General features: G+C 36.3%; 21 protein-coding genes. 9 read left to right on the top strand and 12 right to left on the bottom strand.

Features of this window, described 5'->3' with window-relative positions:
• The gene (locus ACO052_RS10720; RefSeq protein WP_422108011.1) at window positions 1-1,176 is read right to left on the bottom strand and encodes a GlmU family protein; all 1,176 of its coding nucleotides are present in this window, start codon (window positions 1,174-1,176) and stop codon (window positions 1-3) included.
• Between the two features lie 145 nt (window positions 1,177-1,321).
• The gene (locus ACO052_RS10715; protein ID WP_422108010.1) at window positions 1,322-1,573 is read right to left on the bottom strand and encodes a type B 50S ribosomal protein L31; all 252 of its coding nucleotides are present in this window, start codon (window positions 1,571-1,573) and stop codon (window positions 1,322-1,324) included.
• Window positions 1,574-1,732: 159 nt separating this feature from the next.
• Between ACO052_RS10715 and ACO052_RS10710 the strand changes: the two genes are divergently transcribed.
• The 4 genes from ACO052_RS10710 (at window position 1,733) to ACO052_RS10695 (ending at window position 6,890) form a co-directional block, all read left to right on the top strand.
• Window positions 1,733-2,251: a DUF4199 domain-containing protein gene (locus ACO052_RS10710; RefSeq protein WP_422108009.1), complete on the top strand. Its 519-nt coding sequence runs from the start codon at window positions 1,733-1,735 to the stop codon at window positions 2,249-2,251.
• Between the two features lie 57 nt (window positions 2,252-2,308).
• The gene (locus tag ACO052_RS10705; protein WP_422108008.1) at window positions 2,309-3,259 is read left to right on the top strand and encodes a glycosyltransferase family 2 protein; all 951 of its coding nucleotides are present in this window, start codon (window positions 2,309-2,311) and stop codon (window positions 3,257-3,259) included.
• A 73-nt stretch (window positions 3,260-3,332) separates the two neighbouring features.
• Window positions 3,333-5,060 (top strand): phospho-sugar mutase, encoded by a 1,728-nt coding sequence (locus ACO052_RS10700; RefSeq protein ID WP_422108007.1) that lies wholly within the window; start codon window positions 3,333-3,335, stop codon window positions 5,058-5,060.
• A 3-nt stretch (window positions 5,061-5,063) separates the two neighbouring features.
• Window positions 5,064-6,890: an ABC transporter ATP-binding protein gene (locus tag ACO052_RS10695; RefSeq protein WP_422108006.1), complete on the top strand. Its 1,827-nt coding sequence runs from the start codon at window positions 5,064-5,066 to the stop codon at window positions 6,888-6,890.
• Window positions 6,891-6,913: 23 nt separating this feature from the next.
• On the opposite strand, the gene ACO052_RS10690 is transcribed toward ACO052_RS10695, so the two are convergent.
• Window positions 6,914-7,372 (bottom strand): hypothetical protein, encoded by a 459-nt coding sequence (locus ACO052_RS10690; RefSeq protein ID WP_422108005.1) that lies wholly within the window; start codon window positions 7,370-7,372, stop codon window positions 6,914-6,916.
• Window positions 7,373-7,754: 382 nt separating this feature from the next.
• On the opposite strand from ACO052_RS10690, the gene ACO052_RS10685 reads away from it, so the two are divergent.
• From ACO052_RS10685 to ACO052_RS10675, 3 genes are read left to right on the top strand one after another with little or no spacing between them, the layout of a single operon-like run.
• Window positions 7,755-8,297 carry an RNA polymerase sigma factor gene (locus ACO052_RS10685; RefSeq protein WP_422108004.1) on the top strand — a complete coding sequence of 181 codons (543 nt, stop codon included), beginning with the start codon at window positions 7,755-7,757 and terminating at the stop codon, window positions 8,295-8,297.
• A 54-nt stretch (window positions 8,298-8,351) separates the two neighbouring features.
• Window positions 8,352-8,852, top strand: coding sequence for a hypothetical protein (locus tag ACO052_RS10680; protein ID WP_422108003.1), 501 nt, complete (start codon window positions 8,352-8,354; stop codon window positions 8,850-8,852).
• Window positions 8,853-8,908: 56 nt separating this feature from the next.
• Window positions 8,909-9,370, top strand: coding sequence for a sensor of ECF-type sigma factor (locus tag ACO052_RS10675; RefSeq protein ID WP_422108002.1), 462 nt, complete (start codon window positions 8,909-8,911; stop codon window positions 9,368-9,370).
• Between the two features lie 25 nt (window positions 9,371-9,395).
• On the opposite strand, the gene ACO052_RS10670 is transcribed toward ACO052_RS10675, so the two are convergent.
• The 9 genes from ACO052_RS10670 to ACO052_RS10630 all read right to left on the bottom strand — a co-directional run bounded on the left by ACO052_RS10670 (window position 9,396) and on the right by ACO052_RS10630 (window position 15,721).
• Window positions 9,396-10,487 (bottom strand): oxidoreductase, encoded by a 1,092-nt coding sequence (locus ACO052_RS10670; RefSeq protein ID WP_422108001.1) that lies wholly within the window; start codon window positions 10,485-10,487, stop codon window positions 9,396-9,398.
• A 105-nt stretch (window positions 10,488-10,592) separates the two neighbouring features.
• Window positions 10,593-11,267: an SCO family protein gene (locus ACO052_RS10665; RefSeq protein WP_422108000.1), complete on the bottom strand. Its 675-nt coding sequence runs from the start codon at window positions 11,265-11,267 to the stop codon at window positions 10,593-10,595.
• Window positions 11,248-11,742: a toxin-antitoxin system YwqK family antitoxin gene (locus ACO052_RS10660; protein ID WP_422107999.1), complete on the bottom strand. Its 495-nt coding sequence runs from the start codon at window positions 11,740-11,742 to the stop codon at window positions 11,248-11,250. The genes ACO052_RS10665 and ACO052_RS10660 overlap by 20 nt, the downstream gene beginning before the upstream one ends.
• Window positions 11,743-11,839: 97 nt before the next feature.
• Window positions 11,840-12,628 carry a YHYH protein gene (locus ACO052_RS10655; RefSeq protein WP_422107998.1) on the bottom strand — a complete coding sequence of 263 codons (789 nt, stop codon included), beginning with the start codon at window positions 12,626-12,628 and terminating at the stop codon, window positions 11,840-11,842.
• 22 nt (window positions 12,629-12,650) lie between these two features.
• Window positions 12,651-13,781 carry a YHYH protein gene (locus ACO052_RS10650; RefSeq protein ID WP_422107997.1) on the bottom strand — a complete coding sequence of 377 codons (1,131 nt, stop codon included), beginning with the start codon at window positions 13,779-13,781 and terminating at the stop codon, window positions 12,651-12,653.
• An 87-nt stretch (window positions 13,782-13,868) separates the two neighbouring features.
• Complete coding sequence (locus tag ACO052_RS10645; protein WP_422107996.1) at window positions 13,869-14,033, bottom strand: hypothetical protein; 165 nt, start codon at window positions 14,031-14,033, stop codon at window positions 13,869-13,871.
• Between the two features lie 237 nt (window positions 14,034-14,270).
• Complete coding sequence (locus ACO052_RS10640; protein WP_422107995.1) at window positions 14,271-14,786, bottom strand: Spy/CpxP family protein refolding chaperone; 516 nt, start codon at window positions 14,784-14,786, stop codon at window positions 14,271-14,273.
• Window positions 14,787-14,788: 2 nt separating this feature from the next.
• Window positions 14,789-15,103, bottom strand: a complete 315-nt coding sequence (locus ACO052_RS10635; protein WP_422107994.1) for a hypothetical protein — start codon at window positions 15,101-15,103, stop codon at window positions 14,789-14,791.
• 39 nt (window positions 15,104-15,142) lie between these two features.
• The gene (locus ACO052_RS10630) at window positions 15,143-15,721 is read right to left on the bottom strand and encodes an RNA polymerase sigma factor (protein ID WP_422107993.1); all 579 of its coding nucleotides are present in this window, start codon (window positions 15,719-15,721) and stop codon (window positions 15,143-15,145) included.
• A gap of 161 nt (window positions 15,722-15,882) precedes the next feature.
• On the opposite strand from ACO052_RS10630, the gene ACO052_RS10625 reads away from it, so the two are divergent.
• Both ACO052_RS10625 and ACO052_RS10620 read left to right on the top strand, forming a co-directional pair.
• Entirely contained in the window at window positions 15,883-17,097 is a 1,215-nt protein-coding gene (locus ACO052_RS10625; RefSeq protein WP_422107992.1) for an RsmB/NOP family class I SAM-dependent RNA methyltransferase, read from the top strand.
• Between the two features lie 19 nt (window positions 17,098-17,116).
• A complete protein-coding gene (locus ACO052_RS10620) occupies window positions 17,117-18,961 on the top strand; it encodes an endonuclease (protein ID WP_422107991.1) in 1,845 nt (614 codons plus the stop codon).

Genomic DNA, 18,961 nt, shown 5'->3' with positions numbered 1-18,961 from the left:
TTATTCTCTTCTATAAGGTTTAGTCACTTCAAAAACGTGATCTAAAATTGCTTTATCCTTCTCTGTAAATGCTTCTTTTCGCCTTGCCATTACCACTTCAGCAACTTCAAAAGCTTTATTGGTTTTATAGGTTACAAAACCTTTACTTCCACCCCAGGAAAAGCTAGGTACAAAATTGCGCGGGAATCCACTTCCAAAGATATTGGCACTTACACCAACAACCGTACCAGTATTAAACATGGTATTGATACCACATTTGCTATGATCTCCCATCATGAGGCCACAAAATTGCAATCCCGTTTTGGCAAAGCCCCCTGTTTTATAGTCCCAGAGTCGCACTTCGGCGTAGTTGTTTTTTAAGTTGCTATTATTCGTGTCGGCACCTAGATTACACCATTCTCCTAAAACCGAATTTCCCAAAAATCCATCATGTCCTTTATTAGAATAGCCAAAAATTACTGAGTTATTCACTTCGCCACCAACTTTGCTATGAGGACCAACTGTGGTGGGCCCATAGATTTTTGTAGCTAATTTTAAAGTAGCATTATGACAAAGTGCTAATGGCCCTCTCACTACTGAGCCCTCCATAATCTCAGCATCTCTACCTATATATATAGGACCCGAGCTTGCATTCAGGGCCACAAAGTTTAATTTCGCCCCTTTTTCGATAAAAATGTTTTCGGGATTTATGGTTTGGACCGTCGTTGGAATCGGTTGGGACTTTCTGCCTTTAGTAATGAGGTTATAATCTTCTTCAATGGCCTCGCCGTTTTTAGAAAAAATATCCCAAGTGTGCTCTACTTTTCCAATAGCTCTCTGAAACTCGATAGCTTCAAATTTTGAAAAATCATTGACTTCCTCACCTTCCTTAGCAAAAAACGCAATGACATCTTCGCCTTTGAATAAGGCTTGATTGTGCTTCAAATTTTTCACAAATTCAATAACCTCAGCATTGGGAAGAAAAGACGCATTAATCATGATATTATCTTCCATTTCCACCATGGGGAACTTATCGGATAAATAATCTTCGGTGACCGTTGTTGTGGTATATTCTAAATAGGATTCCCATTTTTGACGAATCGTTAAAATACCAATTCGGATATCTGCAACGGGTCTCGTATAGGTAAATGGTAAAAGGTTGTCGCGATAAGGGCCATCAAAAAGTATATAGTTCATGCTAAGCTTGAAGTTTTAAGTACGAAGCTAGAAGTTTTCTATCTAACCCATAGCATAGTTATATTTCAAAAGTAATTGAATTGCAGAAAACAAAAAAGCCTTTCTGATTATAGAAAGGCTTTTTACGTTTATCTGTAAACCAAGCTTATTTCTTAAACTTGGCGTATTTGTTTTTGAATTTATCGATACGACCTGCTGTATCTACCAATTTAGACTTACCAGTGTAATAAGGATGAGAAGTTCTAGAAATTTCCAATTTTACCAATGGATATTCAACACCATCAACCTCAATAGTCTCATTTGTATCTGCAGTAGACTTTGTTAAAAAGATATCGTCATTAGACATGTCCTTGAATGCTACTACTCTATAATTTTTTGGATGTATTTCTGCTTTCATCACTAAATGCTTTAAATAGTTTCGATTTTTTCGAGGTGCAAATTTAAGTATTTTTTCTAAATCTACAATCTTTTTACGCAATTTTTATTTTCTAAATTCCTGTAACAATTCACTATCTTTGAGTACTAACTAGTCAATTAACTAAAACCATTCAAAATTATGGAAGATCAAAAACCAGCTGTTGGTAAATTTGCAATGAATTATGGTATCATCTTAGGTGTCGTAATGATTGCTTTAAGTGTCGTTAGCTATGTCACTGGACAGGCTTTAGAAGGGGCTCGGTGGCCTCAAACGGTATATTATATTGTTTTCCCAATAGTCATCATGTATGCGATAAGCGCTTTCAAAAAAAATAACGCTAATGTACTCACCTTAGGAAATGCTATAAAACTAGGAGTCGTCATAGGTGTTATAAGTGCAATTGTCTATGTCATTTATGGTATCCTTTTTAACTATGTCATAGATCCAGAATTTATGGGCCAGCTTATGGAAGTGACTAGAGATACAATGATTGAACAAAATCCTGACATGCCTCAAGAGCAAATAGACCAAAGCATCAAATTTATGGAAATGATGTTTAATCCTTTTCTTGGGTCTGCAATTTGGATAGCAATGAGTGCACTTTTTGGTTTGATCTGGTCATTGATTGGCGGATTGGTAATGCGCAGTAAATCATAATTACTGCTTAAATAATTTCTTTATTTTTGCTGTTTAAGAATCTTAGACAGCATCTGTATGAACCTATCTGTAGTCATACCACTACTTAACGAAAAGGAATCTTTAAAAGAATTATACGATTGGATTGTATCTGTGATGCAGTCCAATTCGTTGTCTTATGAGATTCTATTTATAGATGATGGAAGTACTGATGGCTCTTGGCAAGTGATTACAGAACTGAGTAATCAAAATCCAAACGTTAAAGGGATTCGTTTTTTAAAGAATTTTGGAAAATCACAAGCCTTACATGCAGGTTTTGCCCAAGCCCAAGGTGATGTGGTCATTACTATGGATGCGGACCTTCAGGATAATCCCGAAGAAATTCCAGAATTATATCAGATGGTGACAGAAGGCAAATACGACCTCATCTCTGGCTGGAAAAAGAAACGCTACGACGCTGTAATTACCAAAAACTTGCCTTCAAAACTATTCAATTGGGCTGCCAGACGCACGTCAGGTGTAAAATTACACGATTTTAATTGTGGGCTTAAGGCTTATAGTAATACGGTCGTAAAACATATTGATGTTTATGGGGAAATGCACAGATACATCCCAGTCTTGGCAAAAAATGCAGGTTTTATAAATATCGGTGAAAAAGTAGTGAAGCACCAAGCTCGTAAATATGGGAAAACCAAATTTGGAATGAACCGTTTTATCAATGGATTTTTAGACTTAATCACCATCTGGTTTGTGTCTCGCTTTGGCAAACGGCCTATGCACCTTTTCGGAGCTTTAGGGGTACTTATGTTTGTTATTGGTTTTGGCTTTGCGTTTTATTTAGGTTTGGATAAACTATTTTTTAATCCAACAGGACGTCTCATTACCGATAGACCCCAATTTTATATTGCTCTCACCACCATGATTATTGGATCTCAATTATTTATTGCGGGCTTTCTAGGGGAATTAATCCTAAGATCTAAACGTCAGCAACAGCGCTATTATATTAAAGAAGCCTTAAATATATCATAACATAGAATTATCTTCTGTATTTAAGTATGCATCTCTTAGATTGTTTACTTTTGTATTACTATATTTTTTTCTCATGATTTACATAAAGCCTGAAATTTTAGAACGTGTTAATGCCTGGTTAACTCCAACATTCGACAATGACACACAAGAACAGATAAAACATATGATTGCTTCTGACCCTAAGGGATTGGAAGAAAGTTTTTATAAAGATTTAGAGTTTGGAACCGGTGGTATGCGGGGTATAATGGGATTGGGCACCAACCGAATTAACAAATATACTTTAGGCAAAAATACACAGGGATTAAGCAATTACCTCAAGGCATCATTTCCCAATGAGACCGTAAAAGTGGCCATTGCTTATGACTGCAGACATAACAGTAAAACCTTCGGAAAAGTAGTGGCAGATGTATTTTCAGCCAACGGCATTCAGGTATATTTATTCGAAGACCTAAGACCAACTCCAGAGCTTTCCTTTGCCTTGAAGCATTTGAATTGTCATTGTGGTATTGTCTTAACTGCGTCTCATAATCCGCCAGAATACAATGGTTATAAAGTGTATTGGCAAGATGGTGGGCAATTGGTACCACCACAAGATGGAGACATTATTGCAGAAATCAATCAATTGGATTATGCTGAAGTTAAGTTTGCATCTAATGCCGATTTAATTCAATATGTAGGACAGGAAGTTGATGATGTTTTTATTGCATCGTCTATAAAAAACGGAAGCTTTAATACCCCATCCACGGCCAAAGAAAACCTCAATATTGTGTTCACGTCTTTGCACGGCACCTCTATTATGTCAATTCCTGAAACCTTAAAACGTGCGGGGTATAGCAATGTTCATATTGTGGAAGAGCAAGCCGATCCCAATGGCGATTTCCCAACCGTAGTCTCACCTAATCCTGAAGAACCTGAAGCCCTCAAAATGGCTATGGCCCTAGCTGAGAAAGTTGATGGAGATATCGTTATAGGTACAGATCCCGATTGTGACCGTTTGGGTGTAGTTGTTCGTAATCTAGAAAATGAGCTAGTGATTCTCAATGGTAATCAAACCATGCTTTTAATGACGGATTTCTTACTCAAACAATGGAAGAACGCCAATAAAATAAATGGCAATCAATTTGTAGGATCAACCATCGTTTCTACACCAATGATGTCGGTATTGACCGAAGCTTATGACGTGGAGTGCAAAGTAGGTCTTACTGGTTTTAAATGGATTGCCAAGATGATAAAAGATTTTCCAGAGTTAGACTTTATTGGTGGTGGCGAGGAAAGTTTTGGCTTTATGGTTGGTGATTTTGTTAGGGATAAAGATGCCGTTACTTCTACACTTTTAGCCTGTGAAATTGCGGCACAAGCAAAAGCCGACGGAAAAACTATGTATCAATCTCTAATAGATTTATATGTGGAGCACGGCTTTTATAAAGAACGCTTAGTATCCTTGACCAAGAAAGGGATTGAGGGCGCTCAAGAGATTAAGCAAATTATGATAGATGCTAGGGAAAATCCATTTAAGGAAGTGAACGGCTCTAGAGTGATACGCATAGAGGATTACCAACTGTCTATAGCTAAAAACATGGTAAATGGCACGGAAGAAACCATTGACATTCCTAAATCTAATGTTCTGATCTATTACACAAAAGACGGCAGTAAAATTGCGCTTAGGCCGAGCGGCACTGAACCTAAGATCAAATTCTATATTAGCGTTAATACATCACTTGACAATATGTCTGCTTTTAAAGAAACGGAGCAATTATTGGAAAACAAGATCGATGCTATCCTTAAGGATATGAATTTATAATGCATGAATTATTTAAAAAAACTTTCTAGATTTATTATCCCATACAAGCGTTATGGGATTTTAAATATAATTTCGAATATACTCTATGCCCTTTTTAGCACCTTGGCAATGGTCTCATTGATGCCAATGATTAATGTGCTCTTTGGTGAGGGTCAAAAGGTTTCAGTAAAACCAGTGTATTCTGGCTTCACAAATCTGAAGGAATACTTAGAGAGTTCAATGAATTATTTTATAACTACAACGTCCGAGCAATTTGGACCTCAGCGCTCTTTGCTGTACATGATAATTCTAATTATTTCCTTATTTTTACTTAAGAACTTCTTCAATTATCTGGGACTATATTTTATAACTTTTTTGAGAAATGGGGTCTTGAAAGGTTTAAGAAATGAGATTTATGATAAAGTACTGACTCTACCCATTTCCTACTACTCAGAAAAGAAAAAAGGAGATATCATTGCTAGAATCTCTGGTGATGTCAATGAGGTTAAAAATTCACTTCTTGCAATTTTAGAATTAATAGTGAAAGAACCGTTAACTATTTTATTTGCAATTATTGCAATGTTTACTATCTCTGTTAAACTGACCATATTTGTTTTTTTATTTATTCCAATCTCTGGATTTATTATTTCAAGAATAGGAAAAAGTTTGAAGAAAAAATCCAATAGAGTTCAAACCGAACAAGGAATTTTCCTTTCAACTTTAGAAGAGACATTAAGCGGGCTTAAAGTGATTAAAGGTTTCAACGCTGAAAATCATTTTAACAATCAGTTCCAAGAATCGACAAATCGATTCTACAGTTTTTCTAACAAATTAATGAATCGACAAAATTTGGCCTCACCTACAAGTGAGTTTTTAGGAATTATTACTATTGCTGCACTTCTATGGTATGGTGGCTCTATGGTATTAATTGATAAAGCACTTACGGGTGGTGCGTTTATAACGTATATGGCACTTGCATATCAGATATTAACACCTGCAAAAGCAATAAGCAAAGCAAGTTACAAAGTAAAAGCAGGTAATGCAGCGGCAGACAGAATTTTAGAAATTCTAGAAACAAAATCACCTTTAGAAGATATTCCAAATGCCAAGTCCAAAGACACATTTGAGTCTCAAATAAAACTCAATAATATTTCATTTAAGTACGAAGAGGACTATGTGCTTAAAAATTTCTCGCTCATCGTTCCCAAAGGAAAAAGTGTGGCTCTTGTCGGACAATCGGGAAGTGGTAAAAGCACCATTGCCAATTTGGTGACACGCTTCTACGATGTCAACGAAGGAAGCATATGCATTGATGGAGACAACATTAAAGATCTCACCAAACATTCCGTACGTCATCTAATGGGAATCGTTACACAGGATTCTATACTCTTTAACGATACTATCAGAAATAATTTGAAATTGGGGAAACCAAACGCCACCGATGAGGAAATTATTGATGCACTGAAAATAGCTAATGCTTGGGAATTCGTAAAAAAATTAAAAGGTCAATTAGACTACAACATCGGTGATTCTGGAACTAAAGTCTCTGGTGGTCAAAAGCAACGTTTAAGTATTGCCAGAGCAGTACTTAAGAATCCACCTATCATGATTTTAGATGAGGCAACTTCGGCTTTAGATACTGAAAGTGAGCGTTTAGTGCAGGACGCCTTAGAGAATATGATGAAGAATAGAACTTCAATTGTCATTGCACATCGCTTATCCACTATTCAAAATGCAGATGTCATTGTAGTGATGCAAAATGGTGAAATTGCAGAGCATGGTACCCACTCTGAATTAATTGCTAAAAATGGGGTTTATAAGAAACTTGTGGAGATGCAGAGCTTTGATTGATTTCTAGAATGAATCAAAAACGACTAAAATCCTAAGGTTCCATAAGTCCAATTAGAACCATCACTAATAAAAATGAGGGTTTTTGTTGTATTTCCAGATCCTACAGCGGTATCCATATCCACTTGAATGATGCCAGTGGTGCTATCACCAGGAAAAAATCTAACACCAGCTCCCGTGACTGTTGCATCCATCGTGATATCCGCATCAAATGCATCTTGAACATTTCTAATAATGTAAATTCTTCCTGGATAATCCCTTGGGTCGGGTAATTGAAAATCTTGGTTATCAGAGGTGGGGCTAACAGATATATAAACACCATCATCTATAAGTGTAGGAGAAGCCGAGCCACTTAAACTCACATGTTTGACGGAGAGGTTACCATTAATATCCAAAGTACTTTGAGGGTCTGTAGTACCAATACCTACTTGAGCAAATACAAACACAGGTAACAATAGTGAAAAAAGGAGGCTAAGGGTTTTCATTGTAATTAAGTCTTAAGAATCAAATCTATCCAATGTACAATATTTATGCATTATCATAGAAATAAAATCGTGGTAAGCTTTAAAATAACGGGTAAAAGCTATCTTCCAAAAGTAAAAAAGGGTGCACTTTCGTACACCCTTCTCATGTTGTTACCAGATTTGGGGAACTGATAACAGTTAATAGGTTAAGCTGTGTCAAACATATAATAAATTATGCTATAAACCAAGAAAAAAACGCTTTTTATCGTATTTTTTTGCTTTTAATCGATGTTTAAAATCATAAATCATTGATAATCAATACCTATTAGTCAAATCAGAAAATATTATTGTTTACCTTTAAACCTTTAGTGATTTAAATGGTCTAAATACCAAAGTTTTTTGCTTGAATAACGAAACTGAATTCATATTACGCCTTCAAGACCCCGCATCTAAAGAAGCCGCTTTTAGAGAACTCCTACAACTCTATAAAGAGCGCTTGTATTGGCATATACGAAAGATTGTGATTTCGCATGATGATGCCGATGATGTCTTGCAGAATACCTTCATAAAGGTGTACCGTAATATCGATAAATTTAAAGGAGACAGCAAATTATATTCTTGGTTATACCGCATTGCCACTAATGAATCCATTACGCATATTAACAAAAATGCCAAACGCATGCAGCTAGCAAATGAGGAACACCAGACATTAGCTATTAACAATTTAACCGCTGACGTCTATTTTGAAGGCGATGAGATTCAACTAAAATTACAAAAGGCCATTGCAACATTACCCCAAAAACAGCAGTTAGTATTCAATATGAAATATTTTGACAATTTAAAATATAAAGACATCGCAGATATTTTAGAAACCAGTGAAGGATCCCTAAAAGCATCCTACCATATAGCCGTTAAAAAAATAGAAAGCTTTTTGACTTCAGATTAAACCATTTTAGTATTTTGAAGTCATAGATATAAACTGAAAGAAGTTCAGCACAAGGTGAAAAACGATAAATTACATAAGATTAAATCTACAGGTTTTAAAACACCTGATAACTACTTTGAGTCTTTCGATGATGAACTCTTCGAACGTATTAAAGATGAGAAGTCTATAGGTGGTATTGAGGACACTGGCTTTAATGTACCCGAGGGTTATTTTGACAAACTCGATGATAAAATTATCGGTCGATTAGAAGCAAAAGATCAACCTGTCGTTAAATTAAATACACGGAGAACGTTTTTCTATGTTGCTGGCATTGCTGCATCCTTACTATTAATGCTTGCCATATTCATCAATGAAGGAGATGATGGAATTTCAGCGGAAATGGTAGAAACCTACTTTGAAGATAGCAATTTAGACAGTTATGAATTGGCAGAGCTATTAGTAGATGCAGACATCCTTGAAGAAGATTTTACTATAACTGAGCCTGAATTTGATGAAGATGATTTAGAATCCTATCTTCTAGAAAACTCAGATATTGAATCTATACTACAACAATAAATATCAATAAAATGAAATCGAAGATTCACGAATACTTCGTAAAAAATAAAAACGACATGAGTAACAAATTAATCCCTATACTATTATTATTCTTTAGTTTATCCACTTTCGCTCAAGGAGGTGAAAAAAAAATGAGGGAACGTATCAAAGCAGAAAAAGTTGCTTTCATTACGAATCAGCTAGACCTGAGTGAAAAAGAAGCTCAAGGATTTTGGCCTATTTATAATGCTTATGAAGATACTGTAGAAGATATTAAGTCGAGCAATATAAGACCCGTTAGAATGCAAATGCGTCAAAACCCTGATATGTCAGAAGCAGAAGCAGAGCGATTAATTTCCAAGCTTATTAAAGCCGAAGAAAGTCTACTAGCTGCAAAAATTAAATTGGTCAATGATTTAAAAAAGGTGATCCCATCGGTTAAAATACTAAAGCTGAAAGCTGTGGAGGATCAGTTCAATAAAAGACTCCTTGAGAAGTTAAAAGAATTTAGAGAGCGAAGAATGAATAGAAAAAACTGAGAAAGAAGCCATTTGGCTTCTTTTTTTATTCCCTAAAGGTCAGTTTACTGATACGTCCCCTACCAGCAGCATAGGCCACAGAATCATTTAAAAATCGAATCGTGTAAAAGCCTTCATCACTGAGATGCGTCCAAGTGTCCCCAGCATTGTTGCTATAGTCAATGCCCTTAAAACCTACAGCCACTAATTCCTTAGCATTACGGTTAGGAATATATTGTACACAACTCCTGTAACCAGGCCCTTTACCATCAGCTACCACTTGCCAAGTCTTCCCCCCATCTTTTGTTCTTATTTTATTCGCTAAAGTATCGTTTGGTTGGGTGTAATCACCCCCAATAGCAAAGCCATTATCTTTATCATAAAAGTCGATAGAATACATTCCTGTGGTTGCTTTACCTTGGATTATTGGTGTATCAAAAACCTTCCAAGTATTGCCTTTATCTGGCGAATACAATATTCGACTTGACTTTCCTCCAGTCGCGACCCAGGTATGATTGCCAACTATAGAAATATTAGTGTCACTGGCGGCAAAAGCGGCTTCGCCTTCTTTGGCTTTTGGTAATACATCGCAGGATAGTTTTGTCCAAGTCTCTCCACCATCTCTGGTAATGATTATACTCATGCAATCCTTTGTAGGATCCCCAATAGCAATACCTTCTTTATGATTCCAAAAGTCCATGGCATCATAAAAGACCTTTTCATCTATTTCCTCATAAACCAATTTAGGCTGAGTAGATTTTCTGTAAAGTTTATAGAGTCTTGCTGGATTAGCAATTGATATTACCAATAAATCACCTTCGTTTTGAGCAATAGCCCTAAAATTCAATGGTTTTGCATCATCGTTATCAATAATGTGTTTATGATATTCCCTACCGGCTTTTGCCGAGAATGCGTCCAAGTCAATTTTAAGTTGTGTTTCTAATGCTAGTTTTCCAAACTGACCTGCACTTCCATAGAAGACATATTCATCATCAAATTCTAAAGCTCTAACGCTAATTGTTGAATCCTCAAATATGGGTTCTATCAATACATTAGACACATTATCTGGTCGTATATAATCTGGTTTACAAGCACTGAAACTGACGATTAAACAACAAACAACTATATATCTAAGCATATAACCCATAATTCGATTTTTCCCTAAAAATAGAAAAGCTTTGCGATATAACCGCAAAGCCTCTCTAACTAACAATAATCAATCAAACTATAAACTAACCAAAATTTATTTTTCGTTCTTCAAGGTCTTTATATCTTCAATGAGTTGCATCATAGAAGCTCTGTTTAAACCATTGTAAATTCCTCTAATATGCCTGTCCTTATCAATTAATAAAAAGTTCTCTGTATGCAGAAAATCATTTAAGTCTTTAGGCTCGCTTAGGTCATTTTCTACAAAGTATTGGTTTCTTCCTAAGTTATATATCTCTGTTCGGTCCCCTGTTACCAAATGCCATTTATTGGCAATCACCCCATGTATTCTCGCATAGTTTTTTAAAACGGGAACAGAATCTTTTGTTGGTGTGACGGTGTGCGATAAAAATAAAATATCATCATCATTTATAAATGCCTCTTGTAGTTTGTACATGTTCCCTGTCATTTGCGGACAAATCCCAGGACAGCTTGCAAAGAAAAAATCCGTGACATAAATTTTATTCTTAAAGGTCTCTTCAGTAATGGTATCCCCTAGTTGGTTCGCTAATTTAAATTCAGGAATTTGATGAAAGTTTCGTTCTTCTTTTGAATTCGGTATAATCCAATGTGGAGTAAAAGCTTCGTCATTGTAGTAAGGTAAATACTCTACTCTACTAGTTTCTTTCGACTTTAGCTTATTGTCGCACCCAAAAATTGCTAGTGCAAACAGTCCAAGTACAAATATGATTTTATTGCTTTTTAACGACATTTTCATTTTCTAGTTTATAACATGAATTCGCACGCAGCATTCCAAAAATTCGTCCGTTCTTGGCTTCATAGTTAACGTATAATTTCCCATTTTCAAGCCAAGATTGCTGTATACCTACTTCCTTTCCTTTGTCTAAGTTTTTCTTTTTAGCCAGTTGACCATTTTGAAACCATATTTTCTGAACGCCATGTTTTTTGCCATTAACATATCTATATTCTGAAGCTAAAGCGCCATCTTTATAATAGTTGCGTTTTACACCATGGAACCTGTTTGCCTTATAATACGATTCGCTTTTTATATGGCCATTATCATAATATTTATACGATTTCCCTTCTCGCTTGCCATTTAAAAATCCCGTTTTTTCAGCTATACTATCATTTTCATAGTAAGCAACCGCGTAACCTTCAAATGGTTGGTTATCATAAAACCATTGTCCTTTTACCGGGTTTAATTCTATATGATTTTTATTAACCATAACAGCTACTATTTCTTTGGTTGATTCAGAGTATGTGTCTTTGGCCGGCTGATTACTACAGCAAACAAAAAAGACCAAGTATAATAACGGTATATAATTAATTAATCGCATTCGGTGTACCTTGATAAGGCCCGGCAAAAAGTAAATACCTTCCAAGTGAACCATATACTTCGTTAATAATATGATAATGATATTCACCATCAGGATTATGAGGGGTCGGGCCAAAATGACCACCTGATTCATCCAAATCCGTTGGGTAATCATTAGACGGATAATCGCGTCTTCCATAAATAAAAAAGCCATCTGATATAATTCCAACTAAATTTCCGTCGTCATTTGAGAAAGCCAGAGGTTCTAAATGGTAATGATAAACGCTAGGACCAATGTGTGCCCCCGTATAATCTAGACTACCAGCAGCAGCATCTAAAGGTCCAGCACCTTCTTGATCATTAAAAATAAAGGCACCACTCACTGCTATACCGATAGCGCCCAATTGCGTAGCTGTTGTAAAACTAGCGGCTTCTGGATTTGCAGATACTGTCAGTGATGCATCAAAATCTCGACCTGAAGTGTCAATTCTAGTTGGTGTCATTTGTGCTTCACTTGTGACAGTAGGTACCACATACAATGGATGCGACACACTGTAATATGGTGTTGGGTGATTTGGGACGCCAATAGTTTCGATGACGTAATTAGGTCCATCTATATAAATGTCTGTATAGTCTGCATCAAACTCTTCGAATGCAGGATGAAGTTCTGTCACGACCACCTCATCATCTGTATTATCCAAAGTATCATCTGAAGATGAGCCATCATCACTAGAACATGCAATGCTTATCATAAACAATGTCAGAACTAATCCTAAAAGTTTAAAAAGATTTTTCATAATAATTGATTTAATTTAAATACTATCCCCTTCTTGGAGGATCTTGTCTATTCCGTCTCGATGCATCTTTTATTTCAGCCTCTGAAATAAAACCATCTTTATTCCTATCTATACGATCAAAAAAATCGTTCAAAGTCCCTTTAGCCTCTCTTTTACTAATCTTTTTATCGTTATTCGTATCCATTTCTTGTAAAAGGTCTGCAAAACTTGGTGTATGTCGTCGACTTGGTCTGGCCCTATCATCCATACGCGTATTGCCTAATTGTGGTCTATGCATCTCTTCGTATTCGCCCATTAAACATCGGCTGACATATGGAAATTCTTTAGTCACTAGATACATGTAATTACCGTCTATGGTCATTCCGTTACATTCGTCCAAATCCCCATATTCCTCAACATATTCAAAATCTGAAGTAAACGTTCCATCATGGTGCCCTCCTACGGAAATATCCATACGTTGCATCGGATTTTCATAACTGCAATCCTCACCTTCCCGAGTTCCGCTGATTGGCCGATAACTAGACCTATACTTGGCGCTCTTAGAATAATACATCGGAAAACCATCATGTGCAAAACCTATGTGTACCAAATCTTCGCCTGTGTCAAAGTTTTCAATAAGCGATGTTGGCGATCCATGATAATGATAAGCTCCTGTGGGTTGCACATGGGCATGATTAAAATCCAATCCTAAATCAATTACATCCTGCAAGGCTTCAACACGATAATTTTCACCTGAATCACAAACCACAACCTCGGCTGTTCCAGGTTCGAACTTCACGCCATTTAAAGCGACACCTGGTTCTCTGACCCATTTGGCTTCACCTGTGTATTTAGGATTTAAGGGAAATACATAGGTTTTTCTTTGTGATGAAATGCTGTTGGGATTGCCTTGATTAGGAAATTCTCCCGTTTGATGGTCTGGCAAGGAATTCGTGGTCATAATACGTTGATTCCCTTTTATGGTTACCGTGGTCTTTGTGCCATAAGCTTCACTATCCAAGGTATATGCACCAAAATAGTCTTTGATATCTTGAGACATTTCGTGAGCATGGGCTACTCCACCGTGATAATGTGCGTATTCAGCTTTATGACTATTACAGCTTAGTAACAGTAAAACTAAAAGTCCTAATCCTAGATTTTGATTTATAACCATAATAATTGATTTAGTAATACGGTAAAAACTATTTACCGTTATGACTTTAGATGCATCAGTTTTAAAAAACTTGTGGTTTAGAAAAAATTAATCCTCTCGATTTCTTCGTTTTGGCTTAGGTGCTTTCTCGAACTCTTCTTCAGTAATAAAACCGTCTTCATCAAGATCCACTTTATCAAAATGGTCTTTCAATGGTCCTTTAACTTCCTTTTTTGAAAGTTGACCATCTTTGTCTTCATCTAACTTTTCCAAAAGTTTCGCAAATGTTGGCGGCTCCCTTCTTTCACGCTCTGGTCTATCTTACTGAGCGTTTGCATTTAACACGAACATTAGTATTAATGCACTCGTTAAAAATCCTAATTTTAATGTCTTACAATACATATCTTAAATTTTTATTATAAACTTTTAGATGCCATTGCTCTTAGCAACTTGTGCCTAGATATGTTAAATAATCATAAAAAAAGATCCCGAGTCGGGATCTTTTAAATGTTAATGTCTTGGAGGTGGGCCATGTCTATCTTTTCCCTTTCCATCTGGTGGACGATGCCCTCTTGGTGGTCGTCTTCTATGAAGTGCATCTTTTATGAGATCGTCGAATTTTGCTTTTTGAGATTCATTACAAATATTATAGATAGCCCTAAAATGGTTAAATACCTCCAAATCCTTCTCCTTTTCATAATCCCCAATAACGGATGTAATAGAATCTATCACTGAGCGATCGATGTTAGCCTTAGAGACATTATTAAAAAGTGCATCTTTGGAACGTCTGATTTGTTCTGAAATCGATGTCATTTTTTCCCTGTGTCCAACTTCTAAAGCATTAAATTGCTTGAGTTGATCTTCACTAAAATCTAGTCGCTTGGTAATAAAATTATTAGGCTCTTTAAGTCCTTTGTCGTCCTTCTGATTAGATTCGCCTAAGTATCTGAACAAAAAGAAGCCATTCACAACCATTAGGAATAGTAACAAGACATAAAAGATATAAAGTGGAAGTTGTTTTTTCATTTCTAATTCATTAAGGATTCTGAAGCATCTACAGTTAAACCATAGCTGTCCGCAAAGTTTGAAATTTCATCGTCGTAATATTCATTTCTCAGTTGCATCATTGTAAACACATTAATGGCTACTATTAAGATCAAGGCTGCCAACTGAACTTGAGGAGTTAACCAAGACCACAGTACAAATGGTTCCTTCTCCTTTTCCGAAAACATTTGGCGTAGTGCATTCTCTTTGAAAAAGGGTGAAATTTCAACCTCTTCAATCGAGTCTGCACTGTTGAGCGTTGCTTCAATTTTTTGTTTTATATCTTTATGTGTTTCCATATTCAAATACTTAGATGCAATAATTTTTAAAAACTTGCGTTACATGTGCTTTTTATAATAATCCTCTAATAACTTTTGTAAATTTTTCTTGGCCCTAAACATCAAGGACTCCACCGAGGATATACTCTTTTGAGTAATTTCACTTATTTCTTGGTAACTCAAACCGTCTATTTTATGAAGTGTAAATGCTACTTTCTGTGCTTCAGGCAAACTATTAATCGCCAAGAATAAGGTTTCGCTTTTTTCTTTATTTTCTAAAATAATACCCGGATGGTTCATCTCCGTAAAATAGGATGTTTTATCTATGGGTAATGTACCTCCACTTAGGGACTGTAAAAATGCAAATCGCTTCTTTGTGTTGCGCTTCCTGATATACTCAAGACACTTATTGGTCGTAATTCTATAAATCCATGTCGAAAGCTTAGAGTTTCCTTTAAACTTATGAATAGAGTTAAAAACTTCTACAAACACATCTTGCGCCAGATCCTCGGCTTCTTCCTTATTTGGCACAAAAGAGATACAGGTTGAAAACACCTTCTGTTGAAAGTCGTCCAACAACTCACCATAAGCCGTCTCCTCACCTGCTATTAATCGATTAACAAAATCGTTTTGTTCCAAATACAAATAGATTATCGTATACAAATTAAGGAATTAAATGTAACTTTGCAGGCCTTTTGCCGGTAGATAGTCTACAGCTTCAGTTAACAGTTAATTTCATTAAATTCGAGTCAGCTGTTTATATGGCTGATTTCGACTGCATACTGTAAACTAAAAAAACAATGCGTCTACATCGAAACTTATGCTTTGCAGTCATTGACGGCTTACATCAAATCTTCAACGATAATGACTATGCCGATAAGGTGGTTCAACAATTATTAAAGCGGGACAAGCGTTGGGGAAGTCGTGATAGAGGCTTTGTAGCAGAAACCACTTATGAAATTGTCCGGTATAAGCGATTATATGCTGAAATCGCAAATGTCAAGGCACCATTTGATAGAGATAACCTATGGCGGCTATTTGCCGTTTGGGCTACCTTAAAAGGGATACGGTTACCCGATTGGAAATACTTTTCGGATACACCCGCCCGAAAAATAAAAGGACGCTTTGATGAATTATCCAAGACTAGAAAATACCGTGAATCCATACCTGACTGGATGGATAATTTGGGAGTTGAAGAGCTTGGAGAATCTGTTTGGACCAATGAAATTACAAAGCAAAACGAACAAGCTGATGTGATTTTAAGAGTCAATACGCTTAAAACCACTAAAAAGGATTTACGCTTAAAGTTGCAATCTGAAGATATCGAGACTGAGTTCTTAGCATATTATCCTTCTGCCCTAAAGCTTAAAAAACGTGCCAATGTGTTTAGAACAGAAGCCTTTAAAAATGGCTGGTTCGAAGTGCAAGATGCTTCTTCTCAACTCGTGGCTGACTTTCTCGATGTAAAACCAGGTATGAAAGTTGTCGATGCCTGTGCTGGCGCGGGAGGTAAAACATTGCATTTGGCCTCTATAATGGAAAATAAAGGGCAAATTATAGCCATGGATATTTACGAAAGTAAATTAAAAAAACTAAAAGTCAGAGCCCGACGAAACGGTGTTCATAATGTGGAATTGAAAGTTATTGATTCTACCAAACCCATAAAAAAATTGCACGCTAAAGCAGACCGCCTATTAATTGATGCGCCTTGCTCGGGTTTAGGAGTTTTAAGACGAAATCCTGATGCCAAGTGGAAATTAACACCAGAATTTATCGACAACATAAAGAACACGCAGACCGAGGTATTGAATCAATACTCCAAAATGGTAAAACCAGGCGGGAAAATGGTTTATGCTACATGTTCTATCCTACCTTCGGAGAACGAAAAGCAAATTGACAAATTCTTAACCTCAGAAACGGGAAAAGCGTTTACTTTTGTTAAGGATAAAAAAGTTTTGGCCCATACATCCGGTTATGATGGATTTTACATGGCCTTATTAGAAAAAAATAAATGAATTAATCACACATAGATTTATGAAGCAGCTTTACCCCATACTCTTATTACTTATTTCATCATCTTCATTTGCTCAGGTACCTTCAAATTATTACGACTCTGCAAATGGCTTAGTCGGATATGCACTTAAAACTGAGCTCAAGAATATTGTAACCAATGGACATACCTTTAATGTCAATAGTTATGATAATTTGTTTAACGGTTATGCTACAACTGATGTAGATAATTATTACGAAAATGACGGTACTCTTTTAGATGTTTATTCAGAAAACCCTTCAGGTTCTGAAACCAGTTTCAATATTCCAGCTGACGAATGTGGTGGTAATATTCCAAACGAAGGCTTATGCTACAACAGGGAGCACTTATTTCCGCAAGGTTTTTTTAATAATGCCGATGATTTACCTATGGTTTCTGACATTCATACCGTTATCCCCGTCGATGGTTTTGTAAATAACGGAAGAAGCAACTATCCATTTGGTATCGTAACAAATACCAATACCTCATACGCTAATGGTTCAAAATGGGGAACAGGAAATAATTATGGTTATACAGATCGTGTGTTTGAACCAATTGATGAATTTAAAGGAGACATTGCTAGAGCTATGCTCTATTTTGCCGTTAGATATGAAGATAATTGGGATGACAGTGGTTGGGACGCTCCTGACGCCTCTCCATACAATCCCCTTAATGGAACGAGCGACCAATTTTATGAAACTTGGTTTATTACTACCATGTTAGATTGGCATTTGGCCGACCCCGTAAGTCAACGGGAAATCGATAGAAATAATGCAGCTTATAATTGGCAAGGTAATGCGAATCCTTTTATTACTCACCCAGAATATGCTGAAGCTATTTGGAATGCAGCTCCCGACACTACACCTCCTACATCACCAACTAATTTGGTTGCCTCTAATCCAACGGATAATAGTATCGACTTAAGCTGGACAGCTTCTACAGATAATGTCGCGGTTATTTCTTACGATATTTACCAAGATGGTGTTAATAGTTTTAATACGACCAACACATCATTTACGGTTACTGGATTAACCGCAAACACCAATTATTGTTTCACAGTGAAAGCCATAGATAGTTCGCTCAATGAGTCTGATTTTAGTAATCAAGACTGCGAAAACACTACAGATAATGGTTCACAAACAACAGACTTGTTTTTCTCTGAATATGTAGAAGGCAGTGGAACCAACAAAGCCTTGGAAATAGCCAATTTTACAGGCGGTGCGGTCAACTTATCCAATTATACTATTAAACTAGCGTCGAACAGTAACAATTTTTCAACCACCTATAACTTCCCTGCCGGTTCAATTGCCAATGGAGATGTATTTGTAATTGCCAATAGTGGCTTATCGGCGAGTTGTCAACCCGAACAAGACGATATTAACAATAGTATTACCGGTTTTAATGGTAATGATGCCATTGGTTTATTTAAAAACGATGTACTTATTGATATTTTAGGGATCGAAGGGAGCGGAACGACTTTTGGTGAAAATGTAACGCTGATAAGAAAACCAGAAATTCAATTTCCAAGTACCACTTACGATGCCAACGAATGGAATGTAGAAGCTTTTAATGATTGTTCGGATTTAGGACAACACAACCAAACTTTAAGTGTTGAAGATAATGACTTTGAATCGGTTTCCATTTATCCAAACCCTTCACGAGGCCCTATATTATACATAAGTTCCAATGAGGCATTTGAATACCACGTATTCTCCGTTCTTGGAAAAAAGGTGGCTAAAGGTAGTACTATCAACGGTGAAATCAATATTGGTTACTTGGACAAGGGGATTTACATTATTCAACTAAGTCTGGGCGGCCAAAGTAAGACTTATAAATTGGTTAGACTGTAG

It is taken from the genome of Winogradskyella sp. (genome assembly GCF_965228925.1).
Taxonomy (GTDB): domain Bacteria; phylum Bacteroidota; class Bacteroidia; order Flavobacteriales; family Flavobacteriaceae; genus Winogradskyella.
This window is presented reverse-complemented; position numbering and strand designations above follow the sequence as displayed.